The following is a 17,505-nucleotide window of genomic DNA, read 5'->3' on the forward strand; positions in this document are numbered from 1 at the left end:
GCCACGCGCCCGCGTGCTGTCGGCCGGTCGCTTCTGTTCGAAGCCGATCAGCGGCTGCCACGAGTGCGGACGAAGTAGAGCGGAGTGAGGCTTTCTCGTCTCGTTCCTTTGAGCTATGTGCGCCTGAGCCAGGAGACCGAACCGATCCAATGAGCACACTCTCCATAACCGAAAAGACCGTACTTGAAGCTGTGCTCAATATGAGTGGCGGTTACGTTCTTGACTTCACCAACGCGACTTTTGCCAACTTTTTTGGTGAACTGAATGTCGACATCTACGACCATGCGAAGTACCCGGGGTTCGGCGACTCGAAGGCGAACCGACTTCGCGCCTTATGGAAGAGCGGAAGTAACGCCGAAGCTGCGACGTCACTTAACGCCCTCGCGGACTACATCGAAGCCAAGAAGGAAACTACCGACGACTGGGGATCCTGGCTGGATGACATCACCGACGAGAAGCTTGTCCGTGTGCGCAAGATCGCCAGCGACCTCATTGCCGCGGTAGCGGCTTCGGCAGCTCCTCTCGCCCCCGGGATCGCGCTGTCGAGTGTGACAGCGTCTGCGCCCGCACCGCCGCCGACGCCAGTCGCCATCACTACTGAAGCGACGGTTACGAAAAACAAGATCGAGATCGAGATTCACGAAGACATCTACAGCCACATCAAGCGTTATCTTGACACTGAGGACTACTTCCACGCGGTGGAAGAATCGTACAAAGTTGTGCGCGAGAAACTTCGGGAGATCACCGGTTCCGAGAAGGCAACTGACGCAGTCAGACCAGCGAATTTCGAGAAGCTCTTCGGACATCAACCAGCAACCGAAGCCGAGAGTGACTTCTTCGACGGCGTCAAGTATCTCAACATGGCTATCCAGTTCCTGCGCAACGAGAAGGCGCATACGCTCGCCAACGCGGTTGAGCCAAACCTCGCTATCCACTACATTTCGCTTGCGAGCCTGGCTTACGACCTCATAACGCGATACGTGAGCGAGGAGACGATTAAGGAGGTTGAGCAACTCGTCTACGACAAGCGCAACTGTTACGGAACGGTATCAGCCTTCTTGCGGGTTTATGAGGACGCAAAGTGGCTTGACGAAGTTCGCTTACCCGCCGCGCTGAACTCGGCATCGGTTCGTCGCGTGCTCAAAGTCAAGTGGCTTCAGGAAGCTGACTTCACGGTGAGTTGGGCTCACAGCACAGTGCAATTTATGCGGTTTGAGCTTGTGGTCGACGAACTCACCGCCGACGACATCGATCGGTTGCTCGACCTGCCGACCGTCGACAGCTACGGCAACGACCAGATGGACGGTCTTGACCAGTTCCTGCGATACGTGGATCAGCAGGATCCGAGCAAGCTCTCTGTCAAGGCACAAACGCGGATGCTGATCTGACATGGGCGACGCTCAGCGCAGGTCACCGTGGACGGTGCAGCAGAGACAGCTTGGTCAAGTCGATTACGCCGCGAGGACGGTGCGAAACCTCGTACCTCATCTGGCTAACCCAGACCTGGACGGTGTGCTGTACAACGCGTGCCTCGAGTCGTTCTTCATTAACGTGCGCTCTCTGGCCGAGTTCCTGCAGAAGCGGGGCAACAAGGACAAGGACATCTGGATCGCAGACATCTTGCCAACCTGGGAATGTGAACCCGGCGAACTCGGCGTGCGGCTAAGATACTGGTGGGATTTGGCTAGTCAGCAGGTGGCACACTTCGGCCTGCCGCGCACTGAGCCCACCGACGAGCCCATAACGCTGCAAACCTACGAGCAGATGCGTGACGACGTGCTGACGGTCTACCGCCGATTCCGCAAGGAACTCGCGGAGTTTCTGAACGAGCTCCCAGTCGATGACGAGCGGAGCCGCATGCGGACCGGCAGTGCTTTCGACCCGCCTAAGGGCGACGGATATCGGCTATAGGTCGTCAGTGATTCAGTGCTAACTGTCGGCTTCTCTGTGAGTTCCATGCGGCGATCATGGGAGAGTGGGATGCCCTGGCTGGGCCCGCCGCCGCGACCGAGAAGGCGGGACCTGTTGTCCTTCAGCGGTGTGAGCGCGACGAACTTCCAAGAGTTCGTCGTGATTGACCACGAGCGTGAGTCCATGCACCTGGTCGTCGCTTCGGACGACTAACCGGTGATAGCCAGTGAGGTGCCGAGTGGGGATCGATGCGAACGGGTAGCCTCAGCGTGGAGCAGGCGTGAGGCCTGTTCGTCGAGAATCACGACAGCCCGTCGCAGTTCCAGCTAATGCCCTCGCGGCAGCGGCACACCGGCCCGATTCCCCCACAGTTCCCCCAAGGCACCAAGCCAACCGGCGAACCACGAGGTCAGGGCCACATGACACGCTTCAACGTCTGATCGGCGACGAGCGGGGCACCACTGGCGATGGAGGCGACGTGACGGAGTGGCGCGCGGATCGGGTTCGTGCCGCGATCGACGGGCGGAACCCTACGGTCCTCGCTGAGCTCGATTCCTCGTTCGCGGTGATCGGAGACGTTCAGTTCTTGCCGGGGTACGCATTGGCGCTCAGCAAGTACCCCGGAATCGATCGACTCTCCGATCTGCCCCGCCCGGAGCGCGTGCGGTACCTCGCCGATGTTGATCTGGTCGCAACCGCGGTAGAAAACGTGTGCTCGGCGCGTGACAGTGGGTATCACCGCATCAACGTCGAGATCCTCGGTAATACTGATGCGTTCCTTCACGCTCACGTCTGGCCGCGCTACGAATGGGAGCCCGCTGACCTCGTCGGCAAGCCGGTCTGGCTGTACCCGGCAGAGCGCTGGCGTGATCCGGAGACGGCTCTCGGCACGGACCATGATGAGCTTCGGGCTGACCTCACCGCAGAGGTGGTCCGGCTACGGGACTCGGTGACGTTCCGCACCGATGGCTAGTACCAGCTTCTATCGCGCGAATTGGCTGGCGAGGAACCGCGGCGCAGAGGCAAGATCTGCACGTGCCTGACCTGCTATGGGATGAAGTCAAAGAGTTCTTCGACCCCGATCTGGTGGGTGCGTTGCCGGACTTGCTCGTACCCGGGGCGTCGGTCGAGGACTGGCAGGCTGTCCTCGACCTCATCGACGAGCGCGGTTGGAAGCACCAGTATTCCGACGGGCAAGCGGTAGTTCCGGTGCCCCGGGCGGAAGCCGTTCTGTCGCGTGCGTCGGATGACGCGATCCCAGACCTGCAGGTCTGGTTCGCCGCCGACGCATTGGCAATCTTCCGCTTCCACTCGGCGGACGAGATCGACTTTGACGTCGACCTGCGGGAGCTCCAGGGCCAGGACCGTCTCGACCTGTTCTGCGAGTTCCTCTCCGCGATCGGGCGGCAGGTGGCGAAACCAGTGCTGATGAGCTCCGAAGGCGGCGACGGGCGCCACCCCCTACTCGGGTTCGACGTCGAGAGCGATCGGGTAGTGCTGTTGGCGCGGCCGCTCGAGAACACGGTGAGGACATGATCGACAAGATCCAGCGCCGTGCGCGTTCGCGGCTGGTCATGATCAGCGGCCCGATCGCGTCCGGTAAGAGCACACTGGCCGTCGAACTGGTTCGGCTGTTACGGCTGGAGGGCTTCTCGGTGGCGCTCACCGACCTCGACACCGTCGCGGAGATGGCACTGCCGACTCTTCCGGACTGGGACTGGGCTCATGGGATCCATGCAGAGCTGGTCGGCGCCTGGCTGGCGACTGACATCGACATCGTGGTCGACGAAGGCACCTCGAACCCGACCGAAGTGCAACAGGTCCTTGACCAGGTGCCCGAGGGCACCGATGTTCTCCACGTCGTGCTGACGGCGGACTTCGACGCCTCTCTCGCCCGGGCGAGGGCAGATTCCGGACGCGGGGTGAGCAAGGATCCAGGGTTCCTCCGCGCTGAGCACGAGGCCTACTCGCATCATGTGGCGCACCTGCCGAGCGGCCTGCGCCTGTATGTCGAGGACCAGGAGCCTGCAGGGTTGGCACGCCAGGTGCTCAACCGCCTTCTGCCATGAAGGCATTTCGCGCGACGAGTGGTCGCGGGGCGACGCAGTGAATCCACGCCTCACCCCAGCCTGCCCCGATGGCACCAATGCGGGCGAGCGCCGTTGGGTGGAACGGGTCCGGTCAGGCAGCCTCCGCAGCCGGCGCAAGCGTGGCCGCCAGCACCCGCCACCCCTCGTCCGAACGCACCCAGAGTCGCGTGTAGATCAACCGCGCGGAAACGGCGACGCCGCCCTGGATCGCATCCACAGCGGCGACCAGCCTGGTCACCCCGCTCGCGGCGTCCTCCTGGACGTCCAGCGATTCCTCCTCCAGGCGGGTGACCTGCAGTGAACCCGAGCGGTAGCTCTCCAGGTCGTCCTCCTTGGAGAACACCGACCCGTCCGGGCCGGCGCCGACACAACCAGGATGCAGCAGTGCGTCCAACGCGTTGACGTCGCCGGCCCGCTGGGCGGCTTGGAGCGCGTGCTCTGCGGCAAGAAGACTCATCGCCCGAGTCTAGGCACCGGGGTCGGACGATTGCGGGCATATCTCCCGCAAGCGAAATCACGACAGCCCCGTCCCACGGGGCGCCGCCGGGGGCCGGGCCGCGCCTCGAAGAGCGCGCCCCGACCCCCGACGAGAACCGATCAGTGCCCCGCGTTCACCCGCTCCAGCGCCTCCTTGTACCCCCTCAGCTCCCGCCACGTCGAGTCCTCGTCAAGCCGCGCGGTCTCTGCGGCAACCAGCAGATCGCCGACCGTGCCGCCCCCGCGAACCCGGTCTGACAGGGCGACCGAGCCTTCCGCGACGTTGAGCCACACACCCAGCAGCTGCCGGTCGAACGCGTCGACCCGCTCGTCGTGGTGGCGCGCCCACAGCACCTGCACGGCGTCGTCCAGCGTGCCCAGGTCCACGGCCTCGTCGAACACGTCGCTCTGCGCGCGAGTGCTCGACAGGAAGCAGAGCAGCTCGTCGGCCGTGTGGTCCGGGTTCCTGACCTGCCGGTACTCCGACGTCCAGTATCCGACGCCGCGGGTCACGGGCTCCGGCGTCGGCTCCGCGCCGGTCGGCGTGCCGTAGACCTCGAGCTCGTAGAGGGAGAAGCCCCACTGCGTCGCGCGCTCGGTCGCGTAGAGGCGCACGTGCCGGGCGGTGCCCGAGAGGTCGATCTCGTCGAAGAAGCCGTCACCGTCGGTGACGGTGTGCACCGTGGTCCAGGTCTCGCCGTCCGGCGAGGTCTGGATCTCGTAGCCCGACGCGTACGCCGTCTCCCAGTCGATCACGACGCGACTGAGGTCGTACTCGGCCCCGAGGTCCACCGCGATCCACTCCGGCTCGCTCCACTGGCTGCCCCACCGGGTGCCGGCATTGCCGTCCACCGCCTTGTCGCCGGTGCGCGTGGCGTCGTCGATGCTCGACGTCGTGACCGGTCGACCCAGCGCCAGCGACGGACCGTCGTCGGGTTCGCAGACGTCGCCTCCGCCGTCGGCCAGGTAGCAGCGCAGGTACCGGTAGGACTCCGCGGAGGTCTCGAACGACGGCGCGTTGTCCCACTCGTAGGTGTAGTACTGCACGTACGGCTCGGACGCGGCGATGATCGCGGGCAGGTCGATGTCACCGCTGCCCAGGGCGACCTGCCTCATGTCGCCCTCCGCGTTGACGTTCACGGCGTCCTTGACGTGCAGGAGCTCGATCCGGTCCCCGTACTCCTCGATCCACGCCGGGACGTCGAGGCCGGCGTCCGCGGCCCAGCCGACGTCGAGCTCGAACGTGACGTAGCGCGGGTCGGTGTTCTCCTCGATGACCTGCCAGGCGCTGACCGTCTCACCCGTCTCCGGGTCCGGGTAGCGCGTGGTGAACTCGCTCTGGTGGTTGTGCAGCACGATCTTGCCCGCGCCGTGCTCGTGCGCGTACTGGCCGAGCTCGTTGACGTACGCCGCGGTCGCGACCGCTTCCTCGTAGGTGCCGTAGCTGCCGGCCATCCCGCCGGTCCCGATGTAGTCCTGGCCCAGGGCGACGGCGTAGTCGACCGTGGCGGGCCACGTGTTCCGGTCCGTGCTGCCGTGGCTCGAGGACACCTGGAGGCCGTACCTGTCGAGGATCGCCTTGTACTCGTCGACCGGCATCGAGTAGGGCTGGTTGAACGGCTCGACGTTGGTGAAGCCCGCGTTCGCCACCTCGCCGAGCACGCGGTCGATCGTCTCCGGGGTCGGGGTGCCGGACCCGAGCTCACCGACATGGGTGTACAGCTGGATGGAGATCTTGGAGTCGGGCAGCCCGTCGCCCTCTCCACACTCCTGGGCTGCCGTGGTGGTCGGCGTAGGGGCCGCGAGGGTGGAAGGAGCGGCGACGGCCGGGGCCCCGGCGAGTGCGCCCGCGAGGAGCGCACCGCCCGTCAGGGCCGTGGTGAGGCGGCGCGCACGACGCGAATCTAGCGAGATCTGCATGGATGCTCCGATTGACGACTTTGTCGGTTGATAGCGACGACCATGCGACTTCTGCCGCTATACGTGCAAAAGTAGAATGGTGGTCGGCCGATGTGGTGTCAAGGGCGGAGCGAGTCCGGGCGCGCTGGTCAGAGGGCGATCGACAGCTCCTGGTCGCCGGCGGCCAGCGTGAGGTCCGCCGCGCTGCCGCCCGCGGTGAGCCGGAAGTCCCCCGCGAAGGCGTCGACCTCGATCCGGCCGCGCTCGTCGGTGCGCGCCGTCGTCGGCGGCAGCCACCACGCGCCCTTGATCAGGCCCTTCAACGCCTCGTACGCGGGCTTGGGCGTGTGGTCGGCGCGGACGAGCCCGCACGGCGCGCCCAGCCAGGCGCCCTCGTCGGTGAGCCCCCAGTAGTTGACGGCCTGGACGGCGGGGTGCGCGACGAGCTGGCTGTAGTGGCGCACGATCTCGTCGGCCTGCCGGGCCTCGCCCTCGGGAGTCGACGGCCAGCGGTCGACGACGTAGTCGTTGAGGTCGGTGATCTCGGCCGGCATGAGGTCGCCGGACAGCAGCGTGTTCTCGGTGAGGTGCAGCGGCAGCCCGAAGCGGCTGAACCGGTCGAGCACGTCGGCGAAGTACTCCTCGCCGCGGTAGCCCTGGTGCATGTGCGACTGCAGCCCGATCGCGTCGATCTGGATCCCGGCCGCGAGCACCTCCTCGACGAGCCGCTCGTAGTCGGCCGAGAGATTGAAGTCGTTGAGCACGAGCGAGACCGGCCGGTCCGCGTCCCGGGCGGCCTCGCGGGCGGTGTCGACCGCGAGCCGGACCATGCCGACCCGCCCGAGCCGCTGCGCCAGGCGCGTGACCGCGTTGTCCTCCCGGTCGAACACCGGCATGATCACCACCTCGTTGATGGCGTCCCACGTGGGCACGACGTCGCCGAGCGTGGACACCTCGCGGGTGATCCGGAGCCGGATCTCGTGCTCGACCTCGTCGTCGGAGAGATCGAGGAGCCAGCTGGGCGCCAGCGTGTGCCACAGCAGGGGATGGCCCTTGACGGCCACGCCGCGCTCGGCGAACCACTCCGCGGTGCGGCGCAGCCGCTCGGTCTCGGGCGCGCCGCGCACCGGCTCGAACCCGCGCCAGTAGAACGGCAGCGTCACCTGGTTGAACAGGTCGAACCAGAGCGGTGCGACCGCGCGCGCGGCCTCGACCGACGCCCCGCCGAACGGCGAGGAGGGCGGCGTCGTGCCGAGGTCGTTGGCCAGGCCGACGAAGTCGAAGCCGATGTTGCCGAAGAGGAACGCGTGCCCCGTCTGCTCGATGCGGACCTCCTGCCCTGCCAGGGGCCGGCCCGCACCGTCGGTGACCGTGACGGTGGCCCGGGTGTGCCGGTGGGAGTAGCGGGGATCGGCCGTGATCGCGACGTGATGGTTCATGGAAAGTTTCCTTAACGGGAGTTCAGTGTTGTGGGCGGGCGTTCGCGCGGCGTCACCGCCGTGGCGTCACTGCCGCGGGGCGGCCGTCGAGCGACGCTCGACGAGCGACGTCGCCAGCTCGGTGCGCAGGGCGGGGCGCAGCTCGTTGCGGGACATCTCGATGACGATGCGCGCCGCCTCGCGGCCCATCTCGAGCAGGGGCTGGCGCACGGTGGTCAGGTGCGGCGTGACCCACTGGCACAGCTCGACGTCGTCGAACCCGACGACGGACACGTCCGCCGGCACCGAGAGCCCGAGCTCCTCGGCGGCGAGGTAGACACCGTAGGCCTGCTCGTCCGAGCCGGAGACGACGGCGGTCGGGCGGTCCGGCAGCGACAGCAGCTCACGGCCGTGCTCGCGGCCGCCGCCGACCAGCGAGTCGCCGTTGCGGACCAGCGCCTCGTCGACGGGCAGGCCGTGCCGCTGCAGCGCGCTGCGGTACCCGTCGAGACGGTCGCGGTGCGCCTCCTCGTCCATCGGGCCGGTGATCACGGCGATCCGGGTGTGGCCCAGGGCGATGAGGTGCTCCGTCGCGTCGCGCCCGCCGGCCCAGTTCGTGGCGGCGACCGTCGGGAGCGACGGGGGAGCGGCGCCTATCGGGTCCACGAGCACCACGGGCACGCGCAAGCGGGACAGCTCGGACTCGACCGACTCCTGCACGTGCGCCGCCACCAGGACGACGCCCTCCGAGCCGCGCTCGGCGAGGTGGTCGACCCAGGCCGCCGTGCCGAACGAGTCGCCGCTGGAGGTGGTGAGCACCAGGTCGAGGCCGAGCCGGGCGGCCTCCGTCTGGGCGCCGCGCAGCAGCGTCGTGGCCCACTGGGTGTCGAGGGTCTCGATCACGAAGTCGACGAGACCGCTCCCGGCGCCCGGGTGCGGGCGGCGCTGCTCGTAGCCGCGCTCGGCGAGCACCTCCTCCACCTGGCGGCGCGTGGCCGCGGAGACTCCCGGGCGGCCGTTGAGGACCTTCGAGACCGTGGGGGCCGAGACCCCGGCGGCCTGGGCGACCTCGGCGATCGTGACGCCGCCGCGCCGCTCCCTCTTCCCCGCGCCGGCCTCGGGCCTCGTGGCCGTCCCTGTCATCTCGCGCCCTTCCTCGGTGTCGAACAGCGTGCACGACGGGTGTTGACGCCGTCGTGACGCGGACTCTATCGTACCGCCAAGCGAAAGTCTTAAAGAAACTTTCGCGCCTCGCTGAGACCGCAGCGGTCGCGAGGACGAGGAAAGGATGCAGAGATGCAGACGTCGAAGAAGACGTTGTCCGGCCGTCGTGTCGGTGCTGTCGCGGCGGTGGCCACGGCGAGCCTCCTCCTGGCGGCGTGCACCCCGAGCGCGATGGGCGGCCAGGGCGGAGCCGTGAGCGGTGACGCGACCAAGGGCAGCATCACCTGGTGGGGCTGGACGCCCGACGCGAACAACGCGGAGAAGCTGATCGCGGCCTTCAACGAGGAGTACCCCGACATCGAGGTCGAGTTCGTCTCGAAGCCGATCGACAGCTACGACTCCGTGCTGTCGCCGGCGATCACGTCGTCGGACGGGCCGGACGTGTTCAACGTCGCGCCGGGCTCGGCGAACGGCGGCGTCGACACGTTCGGGCCGGGGGCGATCGACCTCACCCCGGCGGTCGAGAAGGCGCTCGGCCCCGACTGGGCGACCAAGGTCTCCGAGCTCGGCGTCAGCGGCCTGACCGTGGACGACAAGCTGGTCGGGCTGTCCGCCGGCGCCGTCTACTCGGGAAACCTGTGGATCAACCAGGGGATCTTCGACGAGTACGGCCTCGAACCCCCGACCGACCTCGCCTCCTGGAAGCAGGTGTGCGACACCCTCGAGGCGGCCGGCGAGGGCTGCTTCGTCCAGGGTGCCGGGCAGTGGGCGTTCGACATGGACACCTTCGAGGCCATCGTCGAGAACATCGAGCCCGGGCTGTACCAGAAGGCCTCGCTCGGGGAGGCGCCGTACACCGAGGGCGACTCCGGCCAGAAGTTCACGCAGGCGATGGAGACCTGGAAGTCGCTGTTCGACGAGGGGATCATGCAGGACGGCGCCGTCGGCCTGCAGCAGTACCCCGACGCGAACAACGAGTTCATGCAGGGCAAGTACGCCATGATCATGATGGGTTCCTGGTACACCCAGTACGCGGTGAAGGACTCGATGGTCACGGCCATGGAGGCCGCCGGCGTGTCGGACCCGGAGCCGATCACCCTCGTCCCCGTGGACTTCCCCGACCTCGCCGGTACCGGCCAGGTGGGCAACATGTTCGGTGACGCGGACTACGGCCTCGCCGTCTCCGGCCGCTCGGACAACCAGGCGGCGGCCACCACGTTCGTCACCTGGCTTTCGACGTCGCAGGCCGGCCAGCAGTCCGTGGCGAACACGCTGAACAACATCCCCGCCCTGCAGGGCGTCACCCCCGACTGGGACCAGATCGACCTCGTGGACCCGGCCGCGCAGGCGGACGTGCTGTCCGCTTACAGCGAGCAGGCCGCGGCGGCCACGCAGCCGCGCTTCGCCTCCGTCAGCTCCGAGCTCAACACGGCCTTCCGCGACGCGCTGGTCGGCGTCGCGAGCGGGGACGTGTCGATCCCGGACGCGCTCCAGACCCTCCAGGGCGTCGTCGACGCGGAGTGAACGACCGGGGTGGGCCGGCCGACCCCTTGCGGACGGCCCACCCCTTCCTCCCGGTACGAGCCGCCAGGCACGAGCCTCCCGGCACGAGCAGCCCGACCATCAACCCACCCGAAGGACAGTTATGAGCCTCAGCGCAACGCTGCCTGACGCCGCGAAACCCACCGGGGGCGCGCCCGTCGCGCGACCCCGCCGCCACGGGCTGAAGCCGACGGCCAACGGCCTGCCGTGGATCCTGCCCGCGGTCGTCGTGGTGGTCGGGCTGATCTACTTCTCGATCGGCTACACCGGCTACGTCTCGACCCTCGACTGGAACGGCTTCATCCTCACGGAGCCCACGTTCCTGGGGCTCGCGAACTTCTCCGAGATGTTCGGCGACCCCGTCTTCTGGAAGGCGCTGGAGCACACGGCCGTCTTCTACCTGGTCACGTTCACCGTGCAGACGGCGGTCGGCTTCACGTTCGCGGCGCTCATGCACTCCCAGGTCTACCTGCGCGGCGTGTACAAGGTCGTGATCTTCGTGCCGACCGTGCTCGCCCCCGCCACGATGGCGCCCGTCTTCCGCCAGATCTTCGACGCGGACGGTCAGCTCAACACGTTGCTGAGGGCCGTCGGGCTCGACGGCCTCGCGCAGACCTGGCTGGCCGGCGGCACCACGGCGATGGCGGTGGTCATGCTCGCCACGATCTGGCAGTGGACCGGGCTCACGTTCATCCTCTTCTACGCCGCCATGAGCCAGATCGACACCGAGGTGCTCGAGGCGGCCCGGGTGGACGGCGCCGGCAACCTGCGGACGCTGTGGTCGATCGTGTGGCCGATGTGCCGGGGCACCACGGTCGCGCTGGCGACCCTCGGCCTCATCGGGGCCCTGAAGACGTTCGACTGGCCGTACCTCATCACCAAGGGCGGCCCCAACTACGCGACCGAGTTCCTGGGCACGTACATCTACCACACGATGCTGTCGGAGAAGCGGTTCGGCTACGCCGCCGCGATCTCGGTCGCCCTCCTGGTCCTCGCACTCGCCTGCGGCGTCCTCATGTCGCTGCGCAACCGCCGTGAGGGAAGGGCCTGACCATGCTCGTGACACGTTCGCGCACCTCGAGGGTCGTCATCCAGGTCGTCGTGACCCTGCTGGCGCTGCCCTTCCTGGCGCCGCTGGTGGCGATGATCCAGGGGTCGCTCGGCGGCCGGGGCCTCGGCAACTACGTCAAGGTCTGGGAGACGGGCGTCCTGCCCACCTACCTGCTCAACTCCGTGCTGATCTCGGTCTTCGCGATCCTCATCGTCTACGCCTGCACCATGCTCGCCGCGTTCGGCTTCTCCAAGCTGCGCATCGCGGGCAAGGAGGTCTGGTTCTGGGCCCTGCTCCTGGCGCTGACCATGCCGGAGGCGGTGCTGCTGACGCCCCTGTTCGTCACCGCGTCGGCCTTCGACATGTACAACCAGCTCGTCGCGGTGATCCTGCCGGTCGCCGCGCTGCAGATCCCGTTCACGGTGCTGCTGGCCCGCAACTTCTACGACGGCATCCCCTCCGAGATCATGGAGGCCGCCCGCGTCGACGGCGCCAACATCTGGCAGGTCTTCTGGCAGGTCGTCCTGCCGCTGACCCGCCCGATCGCCGCCGCGATCGTCGTCCTCACGCTCATCTCCGCGTGGAACGCGTACCTGCTGCCGATGCTCATGCTCAACGACCCCGGCCGGCAGGTCCTGACCCTGCTCCCGTCGTACTTCGTCAGCCAGTACACGAACGACCAGACCGGGGTGCTCGCCGCGGCGGTCATCGCCGCCGTCCCCATGCTCGTCGCCTACCTCGCGCTCCAGAAGTACTTCGAGCGCGGCCTCGCGGCGGGCGCGCTCAAGTGAACCGGGCTCAAGTGCACCGCGCTCGTGCAGACACGGAGGGAGGCCCCATGGGGCTGCTCGAAGGACGGCTCGCCGTCGTCACCGCGGGGACGGCCGGCATCGGCCTGGCCGTCGCGACCCGCTTCGTCGCGGAGGGTGCGACAGTCGTGGTGACGTCGCCGTCCGCGGCCTCGGTCGACGCGGCGGTCGCCCGGCTCGGGCCGCGCGCAGTCGGCGTCGTGGGCGACGCGTCCAGCGTCGCCGACCTGGAGCGGCTGGCGGACGCCGTCGGCCGGCTCGGCCGGAAGGTCGACGTGCTGCACGTCAACGCGGGCCGCGACGTCGAGCCCACCCCGGTGAGCGAGCTGACGGCGGAGCAGTTCGACGCCGTCGTGGGGCTGACCTTCCGGGGCGCGCTCTTCACGGTGCGGGCGCTGGCCGGGCACCTCGCCGACGGCGCGTCGATCGTGCTGACGTCGTCGATCGCCGGCACCAACGGCGGCCCCGGCCACGCCGTCTACAACGCGAGCAAGGCCGCCGTGCGGTCCCTGGCCCGCACCCTGACGGCCGAGCTCGGCCACCGCGGGATCCGGGCGAACGCCGTGAGCCCGGGTCCGACCCGGACCGCCGCCTTCGACGCGTTCACCGGCGGGTCGTACGCCGTCGAGGCGGCGGTCGTCGCGCAGATCCCGTTGCGCCGGGTCGGCCGTCCGGAGGAGGTCGCGGCCGCCGTGTGCTTCCTCGCGAGCGACGAGTCGAGCTTCGTCGCAGGCACGGAGCTGACCGTCGACGGCGGCATGAGCCAGGTCTGACCCGGGACCCCAGACCCAGACCCAGACCCGGACCCGGCCCCGGGCCGATCGACACACCAGACGTTTCACCGAGAGGACACCACGAATGAGCAACCCCGTACGTTTCGCCGTCATCGGCAGCGGGTGGCGCGCGCAGTTCCACCTGCGCGTGGCCGCCGCCGACCCCACCCGGCTCGAGGCGGTCGCCGTCATGGCGCGCGACCAGGCGAAGGCCGACGCGATCGCCGCCCGCCACGGCGTGCCCGGCGTCACCACGATCGACGACCTCCTCGCCCATGAGCCGGAGTTCGTGGTCGCCGACGTCTCGTGGCCCGCCATGCCCGGCATCCTCAAGGAGCTGAGCGCCCGCGGCGTCCGGGTGCTGGCCGAGACCCCGCCCGCCCCCGACCTGGCCGGCCTGCGCGACCTGTGGACGACGATCAAGGACGAGTCCCTCGTCCAGGTGGCCGAGCAGTACGTGCTGATGCCCGGCCACGCCGCCCGGCTGGCGGTGATCGCCGGCGGCGCCATCGGTACGCCGCAGGCGGTCGAGGTCGCCTCGACGCACCTGTACCACGCGACCTCCCTGATCCGTGCGTTCCTCGCGGTGGGGACGGACCGGGCGGTCGTGTCCGGGCGCTCCTTCGAGACCCGGATGGCCCTGCCGCTCGGGTTCGACGGCTGGAACACCGACCCGCAGCCCGAGGTGCAGACCTCCACCTATGCGACCCTCGACTTCGGCGACGGGCGCGTGGGCGTGTACGACTTCATGAACATGCAGTGGTGGAACCCGCTGCTGGCCCGCCGCGTCGTGGTGCGCGGCACCCTCGGCGAGCTGGTCGACGACACCGTGACCTCGTGGGACGGCCACGACCCCGTCACGTCGCGGATCGAGTACCGCCGGACCGGCGTCGACATGAACCTGGAGGGCAACGAGGTGGTCCACGCCTCGTTCAACGGCACGGTGGTGTGGCGCAACGCCTGGGTCGGCACCCGTCTCTCGGAGGACGACCTGGCCGTCGCCGACCACCTGGTCGCCGTCGGGGCGTGGGCGCGCGGCGAGGCGGAAGGCCCCTACTCGCTCGCCGCCGCCTGCCAGGACCACGCCCTCGGTCTCGCGATCGAGGAGTCGGCACGCACGCGCCAGGACGTCGTCGTCGAGGGCGAGCCGTGGGCATGAGCGCCCCGGTGCCCGCGGGCGGGCTGATCCAGGTTGCGCTCGTCGTCGAGGACATCGAGGCGTCCCTCGACCGGTGGTGCGCCCTGTTCGACATCGAGCGGCCCGAGGTCGTCACGATGGGCCGCCCCAACAACGACGAGACCTACCGGGGGCAGCCGGCCGACTACCGGCTGCGGCTCGCCGTGATCACGGTCCCCGGCAGCCAGGTCGTCATCGAGCTCAACGAGCCCGACGCCAACCCGTCGACATTCCGGGAGTTCCTGACCGAGCACGGCGAGGGCGTCCACCACCTCGGCTTCGCCGTCGGCGACGCCCGCGACGCGGTCGTGGCCGGTCTCGCGACGGCGGGCTTCGCCAAGCGCGTCGAGGCCTACTACCCCGGAGGCTCCTGGACCGTCATGGACACCGAGGCCGCGCTCGGCGTCAACCTGAACATCAAGCCGCACGCCTGATGTTCGTCGACACCCACGTGCACCTCTGGGACCGGCGCGAGCGCGACCTCGGGTACGGGTGGCTGGACGGCGACGACTTCCCCTTCGGGGACCTCGTCGCCGTCCGCACGGCCCGCTTCTCGGTACCCGAGCTGCGGGCGGAGGGGCGCCTGGCGGGCCTCACCAAGGTGGTGCACATGAACGCCGCGTCCACCGCCGCCGACCCCGTCGCGGAGACCGCCTGGCTCCAGCGGCTGTCCGACGAGACGGGCTGGCCCGACGCCGCCGTCGTGACCTGCGACCTCGCCGCCCCCGACGTCGTCGAGCAGCTCGCCCGGCACGCCGCCCACCGCGTCTTCCGGGGCGTTCGCGAGATGGGGCCCGTCGCGCGGTTCGCGGACCCCGCCTTCCGGCGCGGGTACGCCGAGCTGGGCCGGGTGGGCGGCCTGTTCTTCCACACCGTCGGCCTGACGGGCACGGCGGCGGCGCTGGACCTCGTGCGCTCCTGTCCGGGGACTGTGTTCGTGCTCGACCAGGCGGGCATGCCCCCGGACCGCGGCGTCGACACGTTCGAGGCGTGGACGGCCATGCTGCGGGCGCTCGCGGCGGAGCCGAACACCCTCTGCAAGGTCTCCTCGCTCGGCATGGTCGACCCGGTGTGGACCCCGGCGTCGCGCAGGCCGTGGGTGCTCGCGCCGATCGAGGCGTTCGGCGCCGACCGGGTCTTCCTCGGGTCGAACTGGCCGGTCGAGCGGATGTACTCCAGCTACACCGACGTGGTCGAGGCATTCCGGCACGCGGTCAGGGACCTCGCCCCCGCGGAGCGGGACGCCGTGCTGGCGGGCACCGCCGAGCGGGTGTTCAGGATCTAGCGCGGGTGCTCCAGGGCGCAGGTCGTGGGCCGGGACCCGGAGCCCCGGCGAATCGGTAGGCTCCGACCGTCACTCGGCCCGCGGCAAGCGCGGGACGACGAACGGGAGAGAGATCCATGGGTACCTGGGGCCCGGGCAACTTCGACGACGACGCGGCCGCCGACCACCTGTCGCGCCTCACCGACCAGCTCGCCACCGAGGTCGCCGAGGCCATGGCCGGCGACCGGGTGCGGATGGAGCCCGACGAGTACTGGGGCGTGGCCGTCCCGGCGAATCTTGAGCTTCTCGCCGTGCTCGCCCGCCTGGACTACGTCGGGGTCCTGCTCCCGGAGGTCGCGACCCTGGAGACGTGGAAGAGCACGTTCCTGGAGGTCTGGGACGGCGCGATCGACGGGCTCGAACCCTCCGCGGCGTTCAAGGAGGCGCGACGCGCCGTGCTGGTCCGCACGTTCGACGACCTCGTCGAGCTCAGAAAGGCCGAGGACGCCGGCTGACCGGCGCCCTCGACCCAGGAGAACCATGAGCACCGAGCCCGACGGCGCCGGCCCGCCCGCCGCCACCCCGCGTGACCTGATCCCGTTCCGCACCGCCGTGCGGGCCTGGTTCGCGATCTCCTGGCAGACGTTCGGCGGCCCCGCCGGCCAGATCGCCGTCATGCAGCGCACGCTGGTGGACGAGAAGCGGTGGATCGGGCAGGGCCGGTTCCTGCACGCCCTGAACTACTGCATGCTCCTGCCGGGACCCGAGGCGCAGCAGCTCGCCGTCTACACCGGCTGGCTGCTCAACGGGTGGCGCGGCGGCCTGGTCGCCGGGGGCCTGTTCGTGCTGCCCGGCATGCTGGCCCTGCTGGTCCTGTCCGCGGTGTACGTCGCGTTCGGCGACACGACCGTCGTGGCCGGGCTGTTCGCCGGGCTGGCACCGGCCGTGCTGGCGATCGTGGTCCAGGCCGTGCTCCGGGTCGGACGCCGGGCCCTGACCAGCCCCGCCCTCGTGGTCCTCGCGGTGGCCGCGTTCGTGGCGCTGACGCTGTTCGAGGTGCCGTTCCCGCTGGTCGTCCTCGGCGCCGGGATCATCGGCTGGCTGGTGCACCGGTACGCCCCGTCCTGGATCGCGACGTCGGCGGCCCGGGTCCAGGACGACGGCCCAGCGCCCCTCATCCCGGACGACACCCTGCACGCCGAGCGGCCGTCGGGCCGCCGGGCCCTGCGCGTGCTGCTGCTCGGCCTGCTCGCGTGGTCGCTCCCGGTCGCCGCGGTCGCCCTGCTGACGGGCGCCGACAGCGTGTTCACCCAGCAGGGACTGTTCTTCTCCGGCAGCGCCCTGGTCACGTTCGGCGGCGCGTACGCCGTGCTGGCTTATGTCGCGCAGCAGGCCGTGCAGACCTACGCCTGGGTGACGCCGGGGGAGATGACGCGCGGTCTGGCGCTGGCCGAGACCACGCCGGGGCCGCTGATCATGGTCGTGCAGTTCGTCGCGTTCCTCGGCGCCTACCGCAACCCCGGCGACCTCGACCCCTGGGCCGCCGCCCTGCTCGGCGCGCTGCTGACCACCTGGGTCACGTTCGTGCCGTCGTTCCTGTTCATCTTCCTCGGCGCGCCCTACGTCGAGCGGCTGCGCGGCAACCGCACCCTGTCCGCCGCGCTCACCGCGATCACGGCGGCGGTGGTCGGCGTCATCGCCAACCTCGCGCTGTACTTCACCACGCACACCTTGTTCGCCGACTCCACCACGTGGACCGCCGGACCGGTGAGCCTCGACGTCCCGGACCTCACCAGCCTGGAACCGGTCGCGCTCGGCATCGCCGTCCTGGCCGCGGTGCTGCTCTTCGTCGTGCGCTGGTCGGTGCTGCGCACCCTCGGCGTGTGCGCGGTGCTCGGCCTGGCGCTCGGGCTCGCCGGGCTGGTCTGAC

Annotated in this window: 18 protein-coding genes; 14 read left to right on the top strand and 4 right to left on the bottom strand. The window is 69.2% G+C overall.

All coding sequences use genetic code 11. The annotated features are described in order from the left end of the window. Window positions 1–149 precede the first annotated feature (149 nt). From ACFV9Q_RS05795 to ACFV9Q_RS05815, 5 genes are all read left to right on the top strand, one after another. Window positions 150–1,388 (top strand): TIGR02391 family protein, encoded by a 1,239-nt coding sequence (locus ACFV9Q_RS05795; protein WP_377233574.1) that lies wholly within the window; start codon window positions 150–152, stop codon window positions 1,386–1,388. A gap of 1 nt (window position 1,389) precedes the next feature. Then, window positions 1,390–1,911 carry a hypothetical protein gene (locus ACFV9Q_RS05800; protein ID WP_377233575.1) on the top strand — a complete coding sequence of 174 codons (522 nt, stop codon included), beginning with the start codon at window positions 1,390–1,392 and terminating at the stop codon, window positions 1,909–1,911. A gap of 478 nt (window positions 1,912–2,389) precedes the next feature. Continuing rightward, complete coding sequence (locus ACFV9Q_RS05805; protein WP_377233576.1) at window positions 2,390–2,884, top strand: HIT family protein; 495 nt, start codon at window positions 2,390–2,392, stop codon at window positions 2,882–2,884. A 62-nt stretch (window positions 2,885–2,946) separates the two neighbouring features. Next, window positions 2,947–3,447, top strand: a complete 501-nt coding sequence (locus ACFV9Q_RS05810) for a hypothetical protein (protein ID WP_377233577.1) — start codon at window positions 2,947–2,949, stop codon at window positions 3,445–3,447. Beyond that, on the top strand, window positions 3,444–3,980 hold the full coding sequence (locus ACFV9Q_RS05815) for an AAA family ATPase (RefSeq protein WP_377233578.1): 537 nt from the start codon (window positions 3,444–3,446) through the stop codon (window positions 3,978–3,980). Before ACFV9Q_RS05810 ends, ACFV9Q_RS05815 begins: the two co-directional genes overlap by 4 nt. 112 nt (window positions 3,981–4,092) lie before the next feature. Here ACFV9Q_RS05815 and ACFV9Q_RS05820 read toward each other — a convergent pair whose 3' ends face one another. The 4 genes from ACFV9Q_RS05820 to ACFV9Q_RS05835 form a co-directional block, all read right to left on the bottom strand. Next, complete coding sequence (locus ACFV9Q_RS05820; protein WP_377233579.1) at window positions 4,093–4,458, bottom strand: nuclear transport factor 2 family protein; 366 nt, start codon at window positions 4,456–4,458, stop codon at window positions 4,093–4,095. 140 nt (window positions 4,459–4,598) lie between these two features. Beyond that, the gene (locus tag ACFV9Q_RS05825; RefSeq protein WP_377233580.1) at window positions 4,599–6,398 is read right to left on the bottom strand and encodes a discoidin domain-containing protein; all 1,800 of its coding nucleotides are present in this window, start codon (window positions 6,396–6,398) and stop codon (window positions 4,599–4,601) included. A 128-nt stretch (window positions 6,399–6,526) separates the two neighbouring features. After that, window positions 6,527–7,816: an endo-1,4-beta-xylanase gene (locus ACFV9Q_RS05830; protein WP_377233581.1), complete on the bottom strand. Its 1,290-nt coding sequence runs from the start codon at window positions 7,814–7,816 to the stop codon at window positions 6,527–6,529. Between the two features lie 66 nt (window positions 7,817–7,882). Further along, window positions 7,883–8,938, bottom strand: coding sequence for a LacI family DNA-binding transcriptional regulator (locus ACFV9Q_RS05835; RefSeq protein ID WP_377233582.1), 1,056 nt, complete (start codon window positions 8,936–8,938; stop codon window positions 7,883–7,885). A 153-nt stretch (window positions 8,939–9,091) separates the two neighbouring features. Here ACFV9Q_RS05835 and ACFV9Q_RS05840 point away from each other — a divergent pair, with 153 nt between their 5' ends. The 9 genes from ACFV9Q_RS05840 (at window position 9,092) to chrA (ending at window position 17,504) form a co-directional block, all read left to right on the top strand. Next, a complete protein-coding gene (locus ACFV9Q_RS05840; protein WP_377233583.1) occupies window positions 9,092–10,483 on the top strand; it encodes an ABC transporter substrate-binding protein in 1,392 nt (463 codons plus the stop codon). A gap of 121 nt (window positions 10,484–10,604) precedes the next feature. Further along, the gene (locus ACFV9Q_RS05845) at window positions 10,605–11,552 is read left to right on the top strand and encodes a carbohydrate ABC transporter permease (RefSeq protein ID WP_377233584.1); all 948 of its coding nucleotides are present in this window, start codon (window positions 10,605–10,607) and stop codon (window positions 11,550–11,552) included. Window positions 11,553–11,554: 2 nt separating this feature from the next. After that, a complete protein-coding gene (locus ACFV9Q_RS05850; protein WP_377233585.1) occupies window positions 11,555–12,343 on the top strand; it encodes a carbohydrate ABC transporter permease in 789 nt (262 codons plus the stop codon). 47 nt (window positions 12,344–12,390) lie between these two features. Beyond that, complete coding sequence (locus ACFV9Q_RS05855) at window positions 12,391–13,134, top strand: SDR family oxidoreductase (protein ID WP_377233586.1); 744 nt, start codon at window positions 12,391–12,393, stop codon at window positions 13,132–13,134. An 85-nt stretch (window positions 13,135–13,219) separates the two neighbouring features. Next, a complete protein-coding gene (locus tag ACFV9Q_RS05860; protein ID WP_377233587.1) occupies window positions 13,220–14,293 on the top strand; it encodes a Gfo/Idh/MocA family protein in 1,074 nt (357 codons plus the stop codon). Further along, window positions 14,290–14,745 carry a VOC family protein gene (locus tag ACFV9Q_RS05865; protein WP_377233588.1) on the top strand — a complete coding sequence of 152 codons (456 nt, stop codon included), beginning with the start codon at window positions 14,290–14,292 and terminating at the stop codon, window positions 14,743–14,745. The genes ACFV9Q_RS05860 and ACFV9Q_RS05865 overlap by 4 nt, the downstream gene beginning before the upstream one ends. Next, complete coding sequence (locus ACFV9Q_RS05870) at window positions 14,745–15,596, top strand: amidohydrolase family protein (protein WP_377233589.1); 852 nt, start codon at window positions 14,745–14,747, stop codon at window positions 15,594–15,596. The genes ACFV9Q_RS05865 and ACFV9Q_RS05870 overlap by 1 nt, the downstream gene beginning before the upstream one ends. A 116-nt stretch (window positions 15,597–15,712) precedes the next feature. Then, entirely contained in the window at window positions 15,713–16,090 is a 378-nt protein-coding gene (locus ACFV9Q_RS05875) for a DUF4259 domain-containing protein (RefSeq protein WP_377233590.1), read from the top strand. Between the two features lie 25 nt (window positions 16,091–16,115). After that, a complete protein-coding gene (chrA, locus tag ACFV9Q_RS05880) occupies window positions 16,116–17,504 on the top strand; it encodes a chromate efflux transporter (protein ID WP_377233591.1) in 1,389 nt (462 codons plus the stop codon). Window position 17,505 lies beyond the last annotated feature (1 nt).

Origin of the sequence: Promicromonospora sp. NPDC059942, from assembly GCF_042731755.1 — a bacterium.
Taxonomy (GTDB): Bacteria; Actinomycetota; Actinomycetes; order Actinomycetales; family Cellulomonadaceae; genus Promicromonospora.

Excerpts from the sequence above, each read along its gene's own strand:
- ACFV9Q_RS05870 (WP_377233589.1), top strand. The coding sequence starts at position 14,745 with ATGTTCGTCGACACCCACGTGCACCTCTGGGACCGGCGCGAGCGCGAC.
- ACFV9Q_RS05855 (WP_377233586.1), top strand. The coding sequence starts at position 12,391 with ATGGGGCTGCTCGAAGGACGGCTCGCCGTCGTCACCGCGGGGACGGCC.
- chrA (WP_377233591.1), top strand. The coding sequence starts at position 16,116 with ATGAGCACCGAGCCCGACGGCGCCGGCCCGCCCGCCGCCACCCCGCGT.
- ACFV9Q_RS05820 (WP_377233579.1), bottom strand. The coding sequence starts at position 4,458 with ATGAGTCTTCTTGCCGCAGAGCACGCGCTCCAAGCCGCCCAGCGGGCC.
- ACFV9Q_RS05830 (WP_377233581.1), bottom strand. The coding sequence starts at position 7,816 with ATGAACCATCACGTCGCGATCACGGCCGATCCCCGCTACTCCCACCGG.
- ACFV9Q_RS05825 (WP_377233580.1), bottom strand. The coding sequence starts at position 6,398 with ATGCAGATCTCGCTAGATTCGCGTCGTGCGCGCCGCCTCACCACGGCC.
- ACFV9Q_RS05865 (WP_377233588.1), top strand. The coding sequence starts at position 14,290 with ATGAGCGCCCCGGTGCCCGCGGGCGGGCTGATCCAGGTTGCGCTCGTC.
- ACFV9Q_RS05795 (WP_377233574.1), top strand. The coding sequence starts at position 150 with ATGAGCACACTCTCCATAACCGAAAAGACCGTACTTGAAGCTGTGCTC.
- ACFV9Q_RS05800 (WP_377233575.1), top strand. The coding sequence starts at position 1,390 with ATGGGCGACGCTCAGCGCAGGTCACCGTGGACGGTGCAGCAGAGACAG.
- ACFV9Q_RS05850 (WP_377233585.1), top strand. The coding sequence starts at position 11,555 with ATGCTCGTGACACGTTCGCGCACCTCGAGGGTCGTCATCCAGGTCGTC.
- ACFV9Q_RS05835 (WP_377233582.1), bottom strand. The coding sequence starts at position 8,938 with ATGACAGGGACGGCCACGAGGCCCGAGGCCGGCGCGGGGAAGAGGGAG.
- ACFV9Q_RS05845 (WP_377233584.1), top strand. The coding sequence starts at position 10,605 with ATGAGCCTCAGCGCAACGCTGCCTGACGCCGCGAAACCCACCGGGGGC.
- ACFV9Q_RS05875 (WP_377233590.1), top strand. The coding sequence starts at position 15,713 with ATGGGTACCTGGGGCCCGGGCAACTTCGACGACGACGCGGCCGCCGAC.
- ACFV9Q_RS05860 (WP_377233587.1), top strand. The coding sequence starts at position 13,220 with ATGAGCAACCCCGTACGTTTCGCCGTCATCGGCAGCGGGTGGCGCGCG.
- ACFV9Q_RS05815 (WP_377233578.1), top strand. The coding sequence starts at position 3,444 with ATGATCGACAAGATCCAGCGCCGTGCGCGTTCGCGGCTGGTCATGATC.
- ACFV9Q_RS05840 (WP_377233583.1), top strand. The coding sequence starts at position 9,092 with ATGCAGACGTCGAAGAAGACGTTGTCCGGCCGTCGTGTCGGTGCTGTC.